The sequence below is a fragment of the Zobellia uliginosa genome, from assembly GCF_018860745.1.
Classification (GTDB): domain Bacteria; phylum Bacteroidota; class Bacteroidia; order Flavobacteriales; family Flavobacteriaceae; genus Zobellia; species Zobellia uliginosa_B.
Map to the genome: position 1 here is coordinate 58,899 of NZ_JAHKPY010000012.1, position 20,739 is coordinate 79,637.

Here is a 20,739-nt window from a genome sequence, read left to right on the forward strand (position 1 = left end):
TACAACCAAATAATTATTGAGCCAAGCGCAAAAAAAATCGGAAAATGCTGGAACACTTCCCGATTTAAAGCGTGATTAAATTGATTAACCACATAAAGGACTTTAAAAGTAATGAAAAAACAAGTTATTAAGAGGAAATATTTTCCTTTTCAGTTATGCTATGCATTAAAAATGAAATTTACCACCCTAATTTTAATCATATCTATATTTCAGATTCAGGCAAATCACTTCTATGGTCAACCAACTACGATTACCTTGAATCTACAAAACGTGAGTTTAGAAAAAGTTTTAAATCGTATTGAGTCATTAACCGACTATAATTTCATCTATATGGACAAGGAGGTGGACTATAACGAAGCGGTTACTATTCAAGTAGCTAAAATGCCGCTTGAAAAGGTATTGGACAAACTTTTTTCCAACACAAAAATAAACTACACAATTAAAGGCACACAAATTGTTTTAAGACCCCAAACGCCGCCAAAGTCTTCTGAAAATGATTCATCATTCAACATGAAAAATCTTCAATTTCAAATTAGCGGAACGGTATTGGACCAAGACAAATCTCCTTTACCTGGCGCCAGTATTGTAGAAAAAGGAACTACCAATGGCGTAACGACAGACTTTGATGGTAATTTTTCCATGAAACTTTCCAGTGGGCAGGCTACTTTGGAAGTTTCTTATTTAGGATATACCACTAAAGAAATTTCAGTTGAAGGTAATCAAAATATGCAAATAATATTAAACGAAAGTTCTTCCAAATTGGACGAGGTAGTTGTTGTGGCCTACGGAACCAAGAAGAAAAGTTCGGTAACTTCGGCTATATCAACATTAAAAGGTAATAATATAGCTCATAATCCAGTAGCAAACATAAATAACAGTATTGCAGGGAGAATATCAGGAGTTCTGGCCTTTCAGTCCAGCGGAGAACCAGGGGCAGATGCCGCAGATTTGCAGATAAGAGGACTTGGGACTATTGGGTCTAATTCAGGTGCCTTGACAATTGTAGATGGAGTTCCTAGAAGCTACTCTCAAATTAACCCAAATGAAATAGAGAGCTTTACAGTTCTTAAAGATGCCGCGGCCATTGCGCCCTATGGCCTTGCCGGAGCCAACGGAGTTATTTTAATCACCACCAAAAGAGGAACAGCGGACAAAGTAAGTTTAAATTATAATACCTGGTATGGTGTTCAGCGTCCAACTCGATATCCAGAATATTTGGATTCATACGGATATGCCTCCGCATTAAATATTGCAAATAATAATGCCGGGCTGGAGCCTGCCTATACTGATGAGGAACTTCAAAAATATAAAAATGGAGATGATCCAGATCATTATCCAAACCATGATTGGGTAAAAGAGGTGATTGATTTCAATGCACCAATGATCAGTCATAATCTAGATTTCTCTGGTGGATCCGATAAAATTCGCTTTTTTAGTTCATTGGGCTATCTATATCAACAAGGCTCTGTAAAAACGATTAATTATTCAAGATATAACCTAGCCTCAAATATTGATTTTAATGCTTCTAAATCCACCCTGGTCTCTTTAGACCTAAGAGGTAGCTTAGAAGTCACTAAAAATCCGGGGTCAACAAATGGCACCACATTATACACACAGGTAACTAAACGACCACCTTTGTTCAATGATCAATTGTCCTTCAGCAATGGTCTGCCTGGAAATGCCTTACTACCATCAATTTATAATAGTGGTTATGACAATGACAAAAAGAACACACTGTATTCCCAATTATCGATAGTCCAAAAAATCCCTGCGCTTTCCGGATTGACTATTAAGGGAGTCGTATCCTACGACAAAGATTATACCTTAAATAAACAGTGGCAAATACCATATGTTTTTTATCGATTGGATAGCAGTGATGAATTTGTTGAAGTTAATGGAGGGGTTACCGACCCAAGATTAAGTCAATCTTTTAGCGAACGGATAAACACCACTTTACAAGGATATATAACTTACAAAAACTCTTTTGGCAAGCATGGCTTAGATGCTCTTTTTGTTGCCGAACAACGCAACGGAGATGGTATTGATTTTTCGGCTTCCAGAATTAATTATCAAGTAGCGATGGATGAACTTTCATTAGGCAGTTCTTCTAAAACCGACTTGGACAACAGCGGTTCCTCACAAAGTAGTAAACAAATAGGCCTTGTATATCGTCTAGCTTACGACTATTCGGACAAGTACCTGGTGGAACTTGCCGGAAGGTATGACGGCCATTATTACTTTGCTCCAGATAATCGTTTTGCCTTCTTTCCTTCAATTTCCTTAGGTTGGAGGCTATCCGAGGAAGCCTTTATTAAAGATAACATCACTTGGCTCGACAATCTCAAACTACGGGGGTCTTATGGTAAATCCGGAAACTTAGCAGGTGGGGCTTTTCAATACTTAAGTTCTTATAAGCTTATTAATAGTTATGTTTTTGGAGGTTCCCAAGTACAAGGCGCTGCCGAGAGAAATGAACCAAATGTAGATATTACGTGGGAAAATGCTCTAAAAGCCGATCTGGGAATAGAAGGTTCATTTTTATTAGGAAGAATCGGTTTTGAACTTGATTTTTTTAAAGAAAAACGATCAAATATGCTAGTATCCCCAGATGCTGTTGTCCCAATTGAATATGGAATTGGAATCTCCCAAGTAAATGCTGGTAAAATGGAAAATCAGGGTTTTGACTTTTCACTTACTTCTAAGAATAATTTTTCAAATGGCTTAATAATCAATGGAGGCTTTAATTTTTCTTATGCCAAGAATAAATTGATTCAGACATTTGAGAATGAATCGACCCTTAACGATCTCAATCGAAGTAGAACTGGCAGAAGTCTTGATACCCATTTTGGATTAAGGGCCTTGGGCCTCTTCCAGTCCCAAGAGGAAATTGATGGGGCCGCAACCCAATTCGGGACTCTACAACCTGGAGATATTAGATATGAAGATATCAACGAGGATGGAAAAATAGACAACGAGGACGAAGTTGTGATTGGAAACCCGTCCTATCCCCAGATTATTTATGGTCTTACAACCAATGTAATATGGAAAGGTTTTGACATGAGTATGTTATGGCAGGGAGCCGCAAAAAGCAATTTTTTATTGACCAATGAAGCGGCTAACCCATTTTTTAACGGGGCTAAAATCTTTGAAGAACAATTGGATTACTGGACGCCGGAAAATAGAGATGCGAAATATCCTATAATAATGCCATCCCCCACGGCTAATAATTCACAAGTCTCATCATGGTGGATTAGGGATGGAAAGTATGTGCGGCTTAAAAATTTAGAACTAGGCTTTAGTTTTCCTTCTGCTGTAATGGAAAAGCTTAACATGAAATCGATTAGGGTTTTCGCCTCGGGACAAAATCTATTGACTTTTTCATCGGAGAAATATCTAGACCCAGAAATCGGACTGAATGGTGGCAGCAGAAGAGCAAGATACTATTTTCAACAAAAAGTTTATTCATTTGGTTTGAACATCTCTTTTTAATCAATATCACATTTTTCAATCGAAAATCATGAAAGTAACATATACATTATTCTCAATATCACTAATTTTCATACTGTTTTCTTGTAGTGATGACAGTCTGGATATCCAACCAACAGACCAATTAAGTGACTCTACACTATGGAGCACCGCTGAAAACGCAGGCTTATTGTTAAACGACATTTATAATAGCTTAAATCCAGGGCCGGTTTCTTCCATATGGACCAATCTTCCATCGGAAATTAGCAATGATCCCCTTGACAACTTTTCAGACAACAGTGTTAGCGGAAATATTGCAGGAATCCCTTCCTATGAGAATTTTGCACTAGGATCATATGGTCCTTCTATTCCAATATTTAACAATCATTGGAAAAACATGTATGAAAACATTCGTAAATGCAATTTACTGATTACAAATATTACAGATGCAGACTGGGATGAAGGGTCAAAAGAATCATTAATTGCGCAAGCCAGATTTTTAAGGGCTTATTTTTACAAATCGCTCGTTGATCTTTATGGCGGCGTACCATTAATTCTTAAACCTTTAAATCGCAACAGTGATGGCGATGAAATATTTCAACCTCGAAATTCTTATGAAGAATGTGTTGTTTTCATTCAAAATGAATGTGAAGCCGCAGCAGCCGACCTCCCTTTAAGTGTTACCGATGAAAATATAGGCCGGGCTACAAAGGGGGCCGCTTGGGCACTAAAAGGTCAAATGGAACTATATGCCGGAAAATGGCAGGATGCGGCAGAGACTAATTTAAAAATTATGGACTCCGAAGCCGGATATGATTTGTTTCCTGATTATGGCAAACTCTTTTATATTGAGAACGAAAGTAATGAAGAAGTCATTTTCGGAGTTCAATACGAAGCTGAGATTAAAGGAACGATCAAAGAAAGGTATTGGAACCCTATACAAGTCTCAGATGGCTTTGGATGGGGAGCTGTAAATCCAACACAAGATCTAGTTGATTGTTATGAATTTTTGGATGGTAAAACAGAGGCTGAAGGTTCCAATCTCTTTAACCCCTCAAATCCCTATGAGAATAGAAGCAATCGCTTCTATGCTTCAATAATATGGGATGGCTCGATGTGGAAGGATGGTATAATTTATACTCGTGAAGGAATTCCTAATAACCGGAACGAAATAAATGCTTCTGGTTCCGGTGGAAGTACAAGAACTGGTTATTTTTTAAGAAAACTAATAGATCCTTCCATTGTTCCTGGAAATAGCAGTGGCTCCAATGCTATTATATGGCGTTATGCGGAAATATTATTAAATTATGCCGAGGCAAAAAATGAATTTTCAGGCCCGGACCAAAGTATTTACGATGCTGTAAACAAAGTAAGAGAAAGGGCTGGATTACCAGACCTTCCTTCCGGTCTTTCCCAAATAGAATTGAGGGATCGTATTCGAAGGGAGAGAAGGGTAGAACTCGCTTTTGAAGGGAAAAGATTATTCGATCTATGGAGGTGGAAGATCGCCGATGAAGTTTTTAGCCAACCTCTTAAAGCGATGAAAATTTCGGAAACAAATGGTAATTTAGAATTCGATAGAATTAATGTAGGGGGAGGAAAAATTATTTTTGATGCTACTAAAAATTATCTAATGCCCATCCCAGAAAATGTAATATCATCAAATCCAAAAATCACGCAAAATCCTGGTTACTAAAACGCTTTTCCCGATTTTAAATTTATTGTAAAAGGCGAACTAATACTACCAAAAAACATATTATAGACTTCCCAAAAAGGAATAAGACGATTTATTCCTTTTTGGTCAAAGTCTTTTAATTTTAGGGTGGTTGGTTATTATCAACCCCGTGAAATATAGCTAAATTAAAAAGTTATGGTATCACCCACTTCCCAATTATTACCCACTACTCAAAATTTAAATGGATAATGAAGTTATGGATGAATTTAGTTTTGACTTGGATTTAGTAATAAGATTGGATTACTTTAAATTTAAAACTAAAATTGTCCTGTCATAAAAACATTCTTTCCAAATATTTAACACACTTATAGCAATGAAAAAACTAATGCTAGTTTCCATCATATTTTTTCTTCAGCAAACCCAAAATTCCATATTTGCTAAATCAAATCAGCAAAAACCAAATATAATTTTGATTATGGTAGACGATCTTGGTTACGGAGATCTTGGGTGTTATGGTCAAAAACTTATTAAGACCCCAAATATTGATGAAATAGCATCCCAAGGGATTCGATTTACCAATTATTATTCTGGATCTACCGTTTGTGCCCCATCAAGAGAATCTCTTTTGACCGGAAAAAACACGGGCCACACTTTTATTAGGGGCAACTTTTTAACCAACGAAAAGGAAGATCCGGCTTTACCAAATGAAAATGAAACAATTGCCGAAATTCTAAAACAAGAAGGATATAGAACTGGTCTTATTGGGAAATGGGGACTAGGTGGAGAAGGAAAAGGACCAGAAACTCAAGGTTTTGATTATTCTTATGGATATTTAGACCAGATTAAAGCCCATAATTATTACCCGCCTTTTTTATTCGAAAATGGCAAAAAAGTGATTATTGAAGCAAATATAGATGACAAAAAGGGTAGCTATAGTCATAATCTTTTTACAGAAAAAACTGAAGATTTTATCAATAAGCAAAATCCGGAACAGCCATTTTTTCTTTATTTACCTTATACAATTCCCCATGGTAAGCATGTAATTCCAGATAATTCGGTTTATGAAAATGAAGACTGGCCCGAGAAGTTTAAGAACTATGCTGCCATGATTACGCGTTTAGATAGGGACATTAAAGATTTAAAAAATCAATTAGTACAAAGACATTTGGACAAAAATACAATCATTTTCTTTACAAGCGATAATGGAGCAAATCCAGAATTTGGAAAATTTTTCAATAGTAATGGACAATTTAGAGGTGCAAAACGGAACCTCTATGAGGGGGGTATTAGAGTACCGATGATAGCATATTGGCCTGGAAAAATTAAAGAGGGGCAAGTTGCAGATAATATTACTGCCGCATGGGATTTTCTACCTACTATTTCTGAAATCGTAAATAGTGAAAGTGAAGGTTCAATTGATGGAATTTCATTTTATAATACTTTAATAGGCAAGGGAAAACAGGAAGTTCATCCTTATTTATATTGGGAAAATTATACTTACAATTATAATTGGAATAAACCCGACAACACTATGCCTAGGAACTGGCTAAGCAGTAAAGCTATTAGAATGGGCCAATGGAAGCTTATTATAGAGTACCTACCATCAAATAAAAATGAGAAAATTGAACTATATAATATCGAAACCGATAAAGAGGAAAAACACAACGTCGCTAACACTCACCCATTAGTGGTAAATGAAATAAAAGCTATTTTAGAACTTGCATCAACTAGTAATAGTCCTTATTTCCCCTATGGACTACATTTAATAAATGCTGAATCAACAAAGGGAATAAAGGATTTCTTTGAATTTAATTCGGAAAAACAACCCATGGTCAGCGCCCATAGGGGTGGGCCTCGTGCAGGCTTTCCTGAAAATTGTATATCTACCTTTGAAAATACATTGTTATATACGCAGGCCTTACTAGAAATTGACCCTCGATTCACAAAAGATGGACAAATTATCCTAATGCATGATGCTACTCTAGACAGAACTACAAATGGTTCTGGCAAAGTTTCCGATTATACGTTATCAGAACTAAAAAAGTTAAGGTTAAAGGATCCCGAGGGGAACCTTACGAATTTTATTATACCTACTTTGGATGAAGCTTTGCAATGGGCAAAAGGAAAGACAATTTTGGTAATTGATGAAAAAGATGTGCCTATGGAAATTAGAATGAAAAAAATAATTGAAAATAACGCAGAATCAAATGCAATTGTCATTGCCTATTCTTTAGAAGACATAAAAAAAGCATTTCAACATAGCGACAAAATTGTAATGGAAGTTATGATGAGTAAACTAGAAGACGTCAATGAATTTAACAAAACCCAAATACCGTGGGACAATGTTGTCGCATTTATTGGACATGATTTACCGCCCAATAAAAAAATAATAGAAATATTACATAAAAAAGGTGTCATGTGTATACAAGGAAGTTCAAGGAATTATGATATGCAGTTTATTAAAAAAAACATTAATACCACTGAACTCAACAAGGGTTATACAGAAATCTTTAATAGTGGGGTTGATATTATTGAAGCCGATTTAGGTGTGGAGGTTGGGGAAGTTCTCAAAAAAAATAACTGATTGAAAGATGACCTGAAGTATCCAAAATTTTGAGTACTGTTCTGAAATCTTATCTTTCTCAGCCGCACAAAATTCTCGTCAAGTCATTTTATTCCTTATCTCAAATCTTCGTTTGCTTCCATGCGACAAGCTTACCTCACACTTCATGGTATTAGTTTTGGTAAGATTTGATTTTAGATTCTGACCTATATAGAATCTTTCCAAAAATTATAAGAATTCATACAACACTTTTCACATCAATTACGATAATGTACTTTTTCGGGTTCAACTAAGAAATCTACTTACTGATGATGTTTTATCCGTTTGAAACATAATAATTTCCATGACTCGGCTCGGTTGTATATCGTAATCAAAATGCTTTGCGATTTTCTCATGGATTTTATTATATCCGTCCTGCGAAGAGATGTATTTAATTTTTTCTAGATATACGATATAGGTTTTGATATCGCCTATGCCATAGCTGCTAGATTTACCGGTAATATACCGATGTATCCTACTATCCCAAATTGCATATACCTTTGGATTTAGAAAGTGAAGTAATTTTGATGTTCCTACCAATGAATTATTGATATATTCTTTGACTATTTTAATTTCATCAAAGTTTAACTCCCCACCTTCTTGTACTTTAGATAAAACAGTCAGTAATTTATCCTTATTATCTAAATTGATGTTGACCATTGTAGGCATAGAGCCATAGATTATTTGCGCGAATAAAATAAGATGTGATTCTTCAATAACCTTTACTTGTTGGAAAAAGAATAGTAGTTCATTGTAAGTTCTTTTGTACACATACGAGCTAAAGACATCAAATTCGCGCACATCTTTTTCCAGTCTCTCCAGTGTTAATTCATCCATGTTATTAAACTTAGTCATAAAGATCAAATAATGAAATCAAATTTAATATTTTAGCGAAATGTGTTATTCCACAAGCCTAACAAAATCTGAAGATGCAATTGAAGAACATTTCAATAAAGAATTTGAAGTGCCCCTTCTATATGAGCCATATTATTATCTATCCGGCTTTGAGCATCCAAATCTTTTCATAATTCCACAGGATAACCCTAATTTCATATGGCCATCAATTTGGGGGTTGATTCCTGAATTCGCAATAAAGAACCCTGAAGAATTTAGGTCGAAAGCTAACACTTTGAATGCCAAGGGAGAGACCATATTTAATACTCGCTCCTTCAAAGGCTCTATAGAAAGCCAGCGTTGCCTAATCATAGCCGATGGATTTTACGAACCCCATCATTACAATGGAACATCTTATCCCCACTACTGTAAATTAGAAAATCATTCCTTATTTACCTTTGCTGGTATCTACACCAAATTGGATGAAGAACTATATACCTGTTCTATTTTGACAGTAGAAGCAAACAAGTTCTTTTCTGAAGTACACAACAACAAAAAACGAATGCCTTTGGTCTTGGATAGTGAATTCGAAGATGAGTGGTTACGAAATGATTTAAATGAAAAGCACATCAAAGAGCTGATCACTTCAGGATTTACTTCTGAAGACTTTGAGGCCTACCCGGTTACTAGAAGTCTTTATTCAAAAAGCTTTGATAAAAACACGGCCCAAGCAATCCAGAAAGTTGACTATCCTGAATTGGGGCAGCAACAGAGACTATTTTAATCAGTTTACATCAAGACTTTGATTGTAATAGTAATCTATTTCATTCTAGTCCTCGGTAACCCAATTTCATGCTCTTGGGGATATGGTGCGCGATGCGTAGTACTCCTGTCTTCTTTTAATCTCTCGTGTACTTTGTAATCCGTACCCGTACCTGGTTGATATCTAGGATCGGGTACAAAGGGCATCTTTTCCATTTTTGATATTACGACCGTTGGGAAATGAAAATCTACCTCTACCCTACCTAACAAAAGATAGCAGCCTCCACCCTTAAATGGATATTTCTTTAGTGTGTTAGCGAAATGGGCCGTATCAAAGTAATCTCCGTTGTTATCTATCCAAGTTCCAAAATACATATTACCTTGTTTTGTAGGCACTTGTTTGGTAGAAACCAAATAGGCCAACATACGTACTGTTTTTTTATAATTATCAAGTAACTGCACGTTCATGATATCGCCTCGGTATTTTGTTTTTAAAAGCTCGAAAGGAGAAAGTGACACCGAGAAACCTAAGATTTCGATTTCATCGAATGCATCCTCTACTATATTTCGGTCCATTACCGGAAATTGATACACCTGCAATGGCTCCTCTAGAAGTAATGTAGGCGACTTTTCCACTTCTCTGGATTCCAATAATTTGGCAATAATCACTAAGTCGCTCTTAGTTTTGCCGGTAAATCGGAAAGCTCCAATGAATATTAAGGTCAGTAGGGTCTCTCCCCCTATACCGGTCCTTGATAAAAAATCTTCTAAGGAGTTAAAATCACCATTGGTCATTCTTTCTTCAACCAGAAGAACAGACAGTTTTTCATCCATGGATTTTATAAGATTGTAACCAAGATATATATCGGTACCCTTCAAAACAGTCTGTAACTCGCTATTGTTAACACAGGGCGGGTGAACAGTTCCGCCCGAGCGCTTGGCTTCATGAATATATATTTCGGGCCTATAAAACCCCCCACCGTTGTTTATGGCGCATACCATGAACTCTATTCCATAATAGGTCTTCAGATAAAGACTCTGATAACTTTCGACGGCATAGGAGGCTGAGTGTGCCTTGCAAAAAGAATAACCGGCAAAACTTTCAATTTGCCGAAAAACTTCTAGGCTTAATTGTTCATTATGACCGAGCTTTTTACAGGATTCAAAGAACTTGTACTTTAAACTTTCAATTTCCCTTTTAGATCGTGATTTACCACTTATTGCCCTGCGTAGAATATCCCCATAAGTTGGCTCGAGCCCCCCATAATGAAGTGCAATTTTAATTACATCTTCTTGATATACCATAATACCGTACGTATCTCCCAAGAATTCTTCGAACACTTCATGAAAATACTCAAAATTGTTCGGGTTATTGTGCCGGTAAATATATTCCTTCATCATACCACTTTTCGCGACTCCAGGACGGATGATGCTAGAGGCCGCTACCAAGGTCTGATAGTCATTGCATTTCAATCTTCTTAGAAGTCCACGCATGGCAGGGCTTTCAATATAAAAGCAGCCCAAGGTATTTCCAATCTGTAGATTGGCATTACATTGGGGGTCTTTTTTAAAAATATCTATGGTACCGATATCGATACTTATACCTCTGCTGCGTTTGACCAATTCAACGGTACTGGCTATGGTTCCCAAACCCCTTTGGCTCAGGATATCGAATTTCTCGAAACCAATGTCTTCGGCAATATGCATATCGAACTGAACTATGGGGAAGCCCTTTGGTTTTATTTCCAAGGCGGAAAAGTTCGTAATCGGTTCTTCGGATATTATTACACCACAGGCGTGCATGCTCCTTTGATTCGGAAACCCAACAAGCATGGAACCCAATTCTGCAACACGCGCGATGACCGAATCAGTTCCTGCAGATTGTGGGCCATTTCTTGATAAAGCATCCAACTCCGCTTTCTGAAGACCATAGACCTTTCCGAGTTCCCTCATTATAGACCTATGCTTGAATTCTACTATTGTACCGCAAAAAGCCACGTGTCCAGGTGAAAACCTTTTAAATATATAATCCAAAATTTCATCTCGTTCCTGCCAAGACCAATCAATATCAAAATCTGGCGGACTTTTTCTATTTTCATTCAAGAACCGTTCAAAGTAAAGGTCAAGTTCCAAGGGACAGATATCCGTAATCCCAAGAGCATAACTTACGATACTATTGGCCCCGCTTCCACGGCCAACATGCATAAACCCACGGCTTTGACTATATCTTACAATATCCCATGTGATTAAAAAATATCCCGTGAAATTAAGTTCACCGATGACCTTCAGCTCCTTTTCCATGCGAATCTTGGCTTCCCTATTTTTAGCACCATATCGCCTTATAATTCCATCTTTGGCCAATTGACCCAACAACAGCATATCGCCGGATTTACTACCTGTATAGAGCTTCTTATTACGTGGCACAGTAAAATCAAAATCGAAACTACATTGTGCGGCCAGTTTTTCCGAATTACGGATTATGCCTGAATACCTTGAAAACTGTTTTTCCAAGGATATCGTGGTATCCATTATCTCAGAACTGTTACAATGGGAATGCCTCGGTAACTGGGACAATAGAATATTATGGTCGATACATCTTAGAGCTTTGTGAAGCTCATATTCATCTTCGTTACGAATCGTAACGGACTGAAAAGCAATGGTCTTTCTTAAAAGTTTTTGATATATAGGCTTAATCAATTGGGTCGTTTCATACCCATTAACTCCAAGATATTCGTTCTTTTCTAAACTTACGGGTGTATTGGAAATGGGGTATATGATAAATGCATTCTTAAATCTTGGTGCAATGGTCGGTAACTCTATATTGTTAAGATTATGGTCAGTGAGGAATTTGCACAATTCGCCTATACCCTTGGTATTCTTGGCAAGTCCGGTATATAATTTTTCGTCTCCCCTGCGGAATTCTATACCTACAATGGGTTTGATTTTCCTTTCTCCGCACATTCTAACAAAATCGTATATACCCGTTACCGTATTAATATCGGTAAGTCCAAGAGTGGTTACACCCTTACTTAAGGCCAAATCCACAAGTTCATTTAGTGGAATCGTCCCATATCGTAAGCTATGGTAGGAATGGCAGTTTAGAAATGTTTTCATTTGGTGCGGTAATTTTGAAATGCGGAAGAAGACCCAATAGCATTTACTCCATATTTTTTGCGTATCGTATCCATTGCATCGTATAAGGATAGTATTTCACCCGTATCCTCAAAAAGGTTGATTTGATGTGCGCCTGATACAATATCGGTAAAGCGAACACCCACTTTAACCAGACGCATTCTCCTGTGGTATAATTTGGAAAAGAGTAACCGTACCTCTTTTTTTAGAATGTGGTCCAGTGATGTATAAGAGATTCGGGAATGCTTTGTTTCAGTATCAAGATTATTGTATTTAACCTTCACAATAACCTTTGCCGTTACCAAGTTGTCCTGTCTAAGCATGAATGCCAGTTGTTCTACCATAGCCATTAGCTGGGCACTAATATTATGTACATCTATACAGTCCATCTCGAAATCATGCTCCATATAGACCGCCTGTTTTTCCTTGTAGGCCTTTACAGGCTCTTTATCTATCCCATTTGCATGCTGCCAAATGACATTACCACGCTTACCCAACATTTTTTGCAGAACCAATGAGGGCATCTGTGCGACTTTTGCTATTTGACGAATACCTATTCTCGATAATAATTGAAAAGTAGTGTCGCCTATATTCGGTAATCGTTGGATGGGTAAGGGATTTAAAAAATCCTGTACGTGTTGCTGCTCCAAAAGTCTGGGCATATTTGGCGAGGAATCAACAGCTCCTATTTTTGAAACCGTCTTGTTTACGGAAAGGGCCCAAGATGGGTCTAGGCCGGAATTTTTCGAAATTTGAGTCGACAGCTCCTTTGTCCAATCATAACATCCGAAGAAACGGTCCATCCCGGTTATATCCAAATAAAAAGAATGAATCGATGACTTTTCAACTACAGGCGCGTGCTCCTTTATTATCTCCGTAAGCTCTTTTGATTTGTTCGAATAAGAACCATAATCCCCCTTAAGAATAGTAGCGTTCGGGCATAGTTTTAAAGCATAGGCGGTGGGCATTGAAACCCTTACACCAAACTTTACAGCTTCTTGTGAACAGGCCGCGACCGTACCCCTATTTGAACCACCCCCTATGATAAGTGGCACTTTTTTCAAAGATGAATTGGCCAAACGCTCGCATTCAATGTAATAATCATGCATATCCATATGTACTATCGCTCTTTTCATATAGTCAAGAAGCCTTAACAATTTTTTGTAATATTCGTATTTCCATCTGACTCAATAATATTTTTTCAGCCTCATAATAGAACCCCTCTTTAAGTTCAGCTTCATATTTAGCCAATCGCTCGGCTATTTCGGTTTTTGAACCAAATAATTCTATGCGGCACATTATGGAACCGTTCATAGCATAGTAGGTTTCGACAATTATCTCCTCACATGGATATATTACTAGTCTATACTTGATCAGTGTTTTAATTTCCTGCTCTAGATTCATCAGATTTGGGTAGTCTAACATCATTTATATTTTGCATTTTGGATTTAATCCAAAATTATGGATTATTTCCAATTGTTATAGTATTTTTACCGAACGAAATAAAACTTTAACGAAATGGACTATGTAGTCGTTGATATCGAAACAGCTGGAAAAGGCATTAAAAACAACCGTATCACGGAGATTTGTATCGTACGGATGAATGAGGATAAAATATTGGATAAATTTGTTTCTTTGGTAAATCCACAAGTACGCATTCCTAACTTTATAACCGGACTTACCGGTATCGATGACGATATGGTCAGGACAGCCCCTGTTTTTGAAGAAATTGCAGAGAAAATCGTTAAAATTACGGAGGATGCTGTGTTTGTAGCACATAACGTAACATTTGATTATTCGGTGTTACGTTCGGAGTTTCAACACCTTGGCTATAATTTCAATCGTAAAAAACTTTGCACGGTTCGTCTTGCCTGGAAATAGAAAAATTATCAATACTGACAAATGAAACAAATTCACTTCCGAGATCATTAGCCATTTTCTACTATGGTGAAGATTCTACCGCAATAGAAAGACAATCGTTATTATATCTATTGAATAATTATGACGAATATTTAAATATCAAATTATCATCCCCAATTTATGTGCAAAGGTATCAACCTGTATCGACCATTGGAGATATGATTTGCTAGTCTTTTACAAGAAAGGACCAACTTATAATAAACCAAAATTAGTTTACTTAACATATAAAATAATCTCAAGGTTTGTCAACACCCCCTTGATAAAGCACATAAGAACTTGTGCATTAATACATTAAATAAGACAAAATATATAGTATTTGAGACCAATTATACAAATTTAAAATAAGCTCTTATTTCAAGGATTATCTTGCAGACCGAATTGGAAAGGGCTGATCCTATATTAGAATTGGCACATATTTAATTGAAAAAAAATATTATGGAATTATTTAATGATATGAAAAGAGCAAATACACTTAAATATTTCTGTACTTCATTAATAGTATTCTTATTTATAGGTACGGGAGCATATTCACAGGAACTAAATCAAGAATATTTTATAGAATCTGCTTTTGGAACATTTTTAGACGTTAAAGAAGCAAATGATAAACCCAGAGCAACAGTTTGGACTTGGTATAATAATAAGAGTTCTGGTCAAACATGGGAATTTGAAAACGCAGAAGGTGAATATTTTTATATCAAATCCAAACTTGGTCATTATTTGGACATAAAAGAAGCCAACCCGGACACTCGTGCTAAAGTCTGGATGTGGAGTAAAAATAGAAGTTCAGGTCAATTATGGAAATTTGAAGACGCGGGGGATGGATATTTTTATATAAAATCTAAATTGGGTAAATATTTGGACATTAAGGAAGGTAATCCAGATACACGGGCCGAACTATGGATGTGGACTAAAAATGAAGGATCCGGACAAAAGTGGAAGTTAATCCCAATTGAAATTCCGCAAATATATAATTACGAGATTGTATTGTATATAAAAACTGGTCAAGATGACCTACGGTATCCTGGACGGATAGATGTCATAGCGCAATGGTTAAATGGTGGGGAAAATTATAGACAGGAAAGATTTAAAAATATAAATAATAGTAAAGGATTAGAAGCCTGGTCAACCAAAAAGATCAGTTTTTATTCATCAACTCGCGTTGACAGGAGACCAGACGTAATATACATAGCAGCTGATTTAGATGGAGCAGACAGAATTCTGTTTAAGAACTTGGACAGTTGGGATTTTCAAGAATTACGGATTGAGATCTTTAGCTTAAACCCTAAAAAGAAACAAGTTTTTTCTAACGTTTATAAGGGTGGAAAAGATGGGATTGCGACTATTGATGGTCGTATAAACACAGACGAAGGTATCAAGTTTAGTGATCCAATACTGTTTAGACTTAATGAACTTTCATTCGGGAAAGTTCATCAGACAAGGAATTGGTTCGATACGAATTACTAAATCGCCTAGTAACCTCATAGCCGCATAATAGGATAAATTCGTTCGGAAACATTATAAAATTTAGTTCGAGAGTCCGCATATTTCTTCAAATCGATTAACGCTTCCAATTTTGATCAGGTGTCTATTTCCTTACTTATCCGTCATCCGTCCACCATAATTTGTTGCGGTAAAGCTTACATAAAGAAACTATTTCTAAGAACATATATGGGACAAGAAACGCAAATACTTAAAGGGTATTTGAAAAATACCATAAAATGTTCCTTAATTAATCCAAATCTATTCTGGTAAAACAAACTAGTTATCATCTTCTTTATCTTCAAAAGGAAAATATGTCTGGCCCAAGCTAAATAGGTTAATACTATTAGACAATCATCATAATAGTACAGAAAAATTATTTAAAGAGAAATATTAAGTAACCAATTATTCAAAGCCTTTCGTACTTAATTAAACATATATTCCCATATTTTACAGGGTTTTTATATGATATAATTACCGATTATACATATTTCTTGTCGATTCACACATAGACCTTCTTAAATACTATTGCTTAATAATAAATTGCTATTAACATCATTATGAATAGTTAAAATTAAAATTATGAGCACTCCAATCATTCACTATTTGCTGGACAAATTAGCTGTCGCAAATAAAGATGGTAGCAAAGCGGCCACCGTAAAAAATTGTAATTTAATTGATGTTCCCCGAAATACTGTTAGTCCTTTAAAAAAGGCATTGGTTTTTAATGGAAATTCTTCATTAACCACAACAGTAAATAAAACTGAATACGACACCAAAAAATTTTACTCTAAGATTTTAATTAAAACTCCAGCTGAAATAAGTAATCGGCAGAACATATTAGAAACTACAGCTCTTCCTGTAGCAGTATTCTTATCACCCGGCAAAAAAACAAGTGATGTGCAATTACATGTAAGTTTAAATAACAAAAAATCAGGATGGGGAGGAGCAACCTTACTTTTTAATAAAGAATTAAAAGTAAATACTTGGTACAAAATTGAATTTGCATACGATTTAGATACGCTAGCTGTATTTGTAAATGGCAGATTAACCAAAATCAATGCTTATCATGATGGACTTCTCAAGTTTGGAACGGGCAACAAATTTTTTATTGGATCATGGATAGATGGGCGCAAGTTTCCATTTAAAGGTGCTATTGCTGAAGTTCAATTTAATAAGGGAATACCTGCAGCAATTGAACAAAAACTTGATTTAGAAAGAAGTAGTAAAGACTGGCATATTTCAAGAAAGTGTGACGAAATTAAGCCTGAACTAAATTTTGGAAATCCTACAAGAACAATAATAAATAGCTCAGAATTTTCAATTCAACATTATCAGTTCGGTGCTATTATTTATTCAAATTTGGGAACATTTGAGATGCATGGCGGCATTTATGGCAAATACAAGAGTTTAAGTAATACTGTCCGCTTAAGATTGGGAGCACTTCAATCAGATGAAATAAACGGAAACCAGTCTGGAGCTAGAAAAAACTTATTTAGGGGAGGAGGAATATATTGGTCAGGAAGCACAGGTGCTATCGTAGTATTGGGACAAATTTATGTGGATTATGAAAATATTGGCGGTAGCGGTCACCATATTGGATTACCAACTAAAGATGAAAGTAGGATAACATCTGGAAAGATGCAGCTATTTCAACGTGGTCGAATGTATTTTAAAAATAAATCCTCTTCTGCTAAAGAAGTTCATGGGTCTATTTTAGCGAAATACTTAAAGCTTGGAGGGCATACAAAAATGGGTTACCCGATTAGTGATGAGCTAAATATTAAAACAGGTTCTCGGAATATTGGTAAACTAAGTGACTTTGAGAAATGTTCCATTTACTGGAGTCCAGGCGTTGGCGCGTTCGAAATATATGGCACGATAAGGGAAACATATAAAGAAGTTGGTGGCCCAACCGGATCGCTCGGATTCCCAACTTCTGGGCAAGAGAAAATACCTAGAGCAAATGGGGCCAAATACAACACCTTCCAAAAAGGTACGATTACATGGTTCGGCAGCAAAGACGAAACATACATCTGTTATCCTTTTGAGATTTTTCTCGATAGAATAAAGGTGAGGGATGCCGATGGAGATATTTTAATGTTCAAAGATGATAGCGACGTTTTCGCCAGAATAGACGTATTCGAAAATAACCGCTTAGTTAATTCCAAAAGATTGCCGAATACTGGAACCTATTCAAACACAACAGAGGCTAATCTAAAATATACAGTTCCAAGAGTTCTTACACCTAATAATGTAAACGACAAGTTTAAACTTAAACTAGAAGCCTGGGACGATGACAGTTCGTTTCGGGGCCATAATGATTATCTGGGTAAATATGAAAAAGAACTGAACATTTTAAATGCTTGGGGTTTAAAAGACAATACAGGCATTTATAATAGGGCCTCAGGTTCTCACAGTATGCAGTTAGATTGGAGTGTACGTCCAAAAATAAAACAGGGCCAAAAAAGTGACCGTGATTACTATTTTTGGGGTGTGAAGAATTGGGGCAATACAAATTCAATCGATTGGAACGTCTATGCCGATGCATTTAGGGATGTGACAAGAGGGTCTAATTTTTCCGACCATATAAGTCTCCGCTCTCTGTATTACGAACTGGTAGCGAAGAATGCACCTAAAGGCGGCAATTGTTTCGGTATGAGCCTAGAGGGAATCTATGCCTTAAAATGTATGAGTCGTTTTGGAAAACCTCTTGATAGATTTTCAAAAATACAAATTCAAAGAGAAATAAACATTAAACATCTATACCAACTAGGCGCAGCACCGATTTGGTGGTTTGTTGGGCAATTCATTAGTGGTAACACACATAATCCCAAAGATGTTTTCAACGAATCTCAGGCATGTGCAAGACGGGGAGATAGGCCAGTAATTTGTATCTCTCAAGATTACTATTTCACAAAAAAACCACATTGTATTTTCCCGTGGAAATGGAACCAAAGCAAAATTCCTTGGGAGATTACCTGCTTCGACCCAAATGTAATTAATAAAGAAACCATTGTAAAAGTTGATCCGAACAGAAACACATATCAATACACGGGATCTTCAAGCTATTCAGGTGGAGAATGGTCTGGTGGGCGATTTCACTATATGCCTTGGAGAGTACTCAATACAGCACCTCGAACTCCGAACTGGGAAATATTTGCGCTTCTATTATTAGGTTCAATAATTATATTTGGCGAAGAGGTAGAGACGGAAGCAATAGTAGACGCAAATGGAAACAATATTGATGGAAATAAAGTTAAACAAAGTGACAGCTTAGCGCAGCGAAGTAAAATGTTCGTACCCTATCCTGGTTTAGATTCTATAAAACCTTTTAATATGTACTTTCAAAAAGGGCAAGCATTAAACAATAATTTTAAGCATAAGTTGAAAGGGCGCAAAACCGCAGAATTCAAATATGGAATTTCAAACCTTAATCAAGAAATTATAATTAATAGCCAAATAAAGGCTGCCGAGAGAGAAGAATACGACATCAAGAGGTTAGGGAGAATTGACAATAACATCTCTGTATTGAGTCAAAAAAGTAAACTTTACAAAATCATATACTCACAAAAATTAGGGGCTACGGGTGAAACTTTGAGATTGCGTGTAGAAAATGTTCCTACTGACATACGTAAGCAACTTCAATTCAATATAAAGCCTCAATTCGAAGGGTTGGACATTATTTCAAGTGGTGGAAGGGCAAACGGTCGGGTAATTACTGAAATTCTGGATAAGAACGATAAAATAAAGAGTAGAAGTGAATTTAATATTAATATTGAAAATGGAATACGTTTAAGAGCAACAAACCTTTTGCAAAATAATCAATTATTGATAGGAAAAATTGATCGCTTAAATGGTACAATAAGAAATCCAATACGAATTAATAGCAATTAATATACAAATCAATCAGAATTGTACAAAACTTTTTTAATTAAGCTTAATAACAAGCTGGAATTACATCTTGCGATGAACTATAAAACTGATTAGCTATTTAATATTTAAGATGCTAAACAATATAAATTTTACTTTAATCTAACCAAATTTTGTACAATTCTGAGTCATATGAACCATTTTGACAATTTAACGGAGAAACTCCGTAAACTGATTCAGATAGTCCCTTAGGTGATTTGTATCTGCTATTTTGGGATTTATATTGGGTTACATTTTAACGCATAAATCATCAACATTTATTTTATTTCAAATTCGATGACATTTTTTACCCATCTGGGTATGACTTGAAGAAGCTTCTCCTAATTTGTCTTTAGCTGAATTACTAATAAGCACCTTTTGCAAATCCTCTACGATCTACAAAGTTCCCTGAGTCATTACAACATATTTCAAGTCAGCGGAATATGCAACCGAAAGACGATAAATCTTTCTTGGATCGCCATCCTCGCAACAATACAATTTTTATAACCCTGGACCATTGCTACCAGATTATGACGTAAGAGCTATTTATAATTTTTTATGGCTTCTTATACAAATTCAAACATTTTTTGGACCTTATAGTAGCATAAATGTTTAATAATTCAAATCAGTAATTGTAGACAAAATAGAATAGCCCAAACAACTACCAAAACTGTTAACAAAGTTGTCCTACGTAAAAGTCTGTCAAACTTCCCATTCATTGATTTTTCAAAGCAATCTAACCTGTCAAGTACTTTTTGCATGCTATTTTGGCTTTTTAGAATTTTACAATCTAAGTTAGGATGATTCTTTATTAATTCAAATAAAACTTTTGCAAGCATTTATTTATAAAACAAGTAGTCCGCTGAGCATACCCCGAAAATAGGGCAGTAAGTTAAGTTCTCAAAAAGAAACTTATCTTTCTCAGCCGCACAAAATTCTCGTTAAGTCATTTTATTCC

11 protein-coding genes are annotated in these 20,739 nt (G+C 36.0%); 7 read left to right on the forward strand and 4 right to left on the reverse strand.

From position 1 onward, the window contains the following. The first annotated feature begins 171 nt into the window (after window positions 1-171). From KO521_RS11640 to KO521_RS11650, 3 genes are all read left to right on the forward strand, one after another. On the forward strand, window positions 172-3,489 hold the full coding sequence (locus tag KO521_RS11640) for a TonB-dependent receptor (RefSeq protein WP_215940091.1): 3,318 nt from the start codon (window positions 172-174) through the stop codon (window positions 3,487-3,489). A gap of 28 nt (window positions 3,490-3,517) precedes the next feature. Next, window positions 3,518-5,161 carry a RagB/SusD family nutrient uptake outer membrane protein gene (locus KO521_RS11645; RefSeq protein WP_215940092.1) on the forward strand — a complete coding sequence of 548 codons (1,644 nt, stop codon included), beginning with the start codon at window positions 3,518-3,520 and terminating at the stop codon, window positions 5,159-5,161. A gap of 352 nt (window positions 5,162-5,513) precedes the next feature. Then, window positions 5,514-7,724, forward strand: a complete 2,211-nt coding sequence (locus KO521_RS11650; protein WP_215940093.1) for a sulfatase-like hydrolase/transferase — start codon at window positions 5,514-5,516, stop codon at window positions 7,722-7,724. Window positions 7,725-7,988: 264 nt separating this feature from the next. Here the strand turns inward: KO521_RS11650 and KO521_RS11655 are convergent, their stop codons facing one another. Beyond that, window positions 7,989-8,579: a hypothetical protein gene (locus tag KO521_RS11655; protein ID WP_215940094.1), complete on the reverse strand. Its 591-nt coding sequence runs from the start codon at window positions 8,577-8,579 to the stop codon at window positions 7,989-7,991. A 58-nt stretch (window positions 8,580-8,637) separates the two neighbouring features. Here KO521_RS11655 and KO521_RS11660 point away from each other — a divergent pair, with 58 nt between their 5' ends. After that, window positions 8,638-9,360 carry an SOS response-associated peptidase gene (locus KO521_RS11660; RefSeq protein ID WP_215940095.1) on the forward strand — a complete coding sequence of 241 codons (723 nt, stop codon included), beginning with the start codon at window positions 8,638-8,640 and terminating at the stop codon, window positions 9,358-9,360. A gap of 35 nt (window positions 9,361-9,395) precedes the next feature. Here the strand turns inward: KO521_RS11660 and KO521_RS11665 are convergent, their stop codons facing one another. Genes KO521_RS11665 through KO521_RS11675 form a run of 3 tightly spaced genes read right to left on the reverse strand, consistent with a single transcriptional unit; the run spans window position 9,396 to window position 13,898 of the window. Further along, window positions 9,396-12,452, reverse strand: coding sequence for a DNA polymerase III subunit alpha (locus tag KO521_RS11665; RefSeq protein WP_215940096.1), 3,057 nt, complete (start codon window positions 12,450-12,452; stop codon window positions 9,396-9,398). Beyond that, window positions 12,449-13,606 carry a DNA polymerase Y family protein gene (locus KO521_RS11670; protein WP_215940097.1) on the reverse strand — a complete coding sequence of 386 codons (1,158 nt, stop codon included), beginning with the start codon at window positions 13,604-13,606 and terminating at the stop codon, window positions 12,449-12,451. The genes KO521_RS11665 and KO521_RS11670 overlap by 4 nt, the downstream gene beginning before the upstream one ends. 4 nt (window positions 13,607-13,610) lie before the next feature. Further along, window positions 13,611-13,898, reverse strand: a complete 288-nt coding sequence (locus KO521_RS11675; protein WP_215940098.1) for a hypothetical protein — start codon at window positions 13,896-13,898, stop codon at window positions 13,611-13,613. A 90-nt stretch (window positions 13,899-13,988) separates the two neighbouring features. Here KO521_RS11675 and KO521_RS11680 point away from each other — a divergent pair, with 90 nt between their 5' ends. The 3 genes from KO521_RS11680 to KO521_RS11690 all read left to right on the forward strand — a co-directional run bounded on the left by KO521_RS11680 (window position 13,989) and on the right by KO521_RS11690 (window position 19,766). Next, window positions 13,989-14,351 carry a 3'-5' exonuclease gene (locus KO521_RS11680; RefSeq protein WP_215940099.1) on the forward strand — a complete coding sequence of 121 codons (363 nt, stop codon included), beginning with the start codon at window positions 13,989-13,991 and terminating at the stop codon, window positions 14,349-14,351. A 492-nt stretch (window positions 14,352-14,843) separates the two neighbouring features. After that, window positions 14,844-15,854, forward strand: coding sequence for an RICIN domain-containing protein (locus KO521_RS11685; protein ID WP_215940100.1), 1,011 nt, complete (start codon window positions 14,844-14,846; stop codon window positions 15,852-15,854). Window positions 15,855-16,451: 597 nt separating this feature from the next. Continuing rightward, window positions 16,452-19,766, forward strand: coding sequence for a LamG-like jellyroll fold domain-containing protein (locus KO521_RS11690; RefSeq protein ID WP_215940101.1), 3,315 nt, complete (start codon window positions 16,452-16,454; stop codon window positions 19,764-19,766). Window positions 19,767-20,739: the final 973 nt, after the last annotated feature.

Coding starts and splice junctions, on each gene's coding strand:
- KO521_RS11640 (WP_215940091.1), top strand. CDS start 172: ATGAAATTTACCACCCTAATTTTAATCATATCTATATTTCAGATTCAG.
- KO521_RS11645 (WP_215940092.1), top strand. CDS start 3,518: ATGAAAGTAACATATACATTATTCTCAATATCACTAATTTTCATACTG.
- KO521_RS11650 (WP_215940093.1), top strand. CDS start 5,514: ATGAAAAAACTAATGCTAGTTTCCATCATATTTTTTCTTCAGCAAACC.
- KO521_RS11655 (WP_215940094.1), bottom strand. CDS start 8,579: ATGGATGAATTAACACTGGAGAGACTGGAAAAAGATGTGCGCGAATTT.
- KO521_RS11660 (WP_215940095.1), top strand. CDS start 8,638: ATGTGTTATTCCACAAGCCTAACAAAATCTGAAGATGCAATTGAAGAA.
- KO521_RS11665 (WP_215940096.1), bottom strand. CDS start 12,452: ATGAAAACATTTCTAAACTGCCATTCCTACCATAGCTTACGATATGGG.
- KO521_RS11670 (WP_215940097.1), bottom strand. CDS start 13,606: ATGAAAAGAGCGATAGTACATATGGATATGCATGATTATTACATTGAA.
- KO521_RS11675 (WP_215940098.1), bottom strand. CDS start 13,898: ATGATGTTAGACTACCCAAATCTGATGAATCTAGAGCAGGAAATTAAA.
- KO521_RS11680 (WP_215940099.1), top strand. CDS start 13,989: ATGGACTATGTAGTCGTTGATATCGAAACAGCTGGAAAAGGCATTAAA.
- KO521_RS11685 (WP_215940100.1), top strand. CDS start 14,844: ATGAAAAGAGCAAATACACTTAAATATTTCTGTACTTCATTAATAGTA.
- KO521_RS11690 (WP_215940101.1), top strand. CDS start 16,452: ATGAGCACTCCAATCATTCACTATTTGCTGGACAAATTAGCTGTCGCA.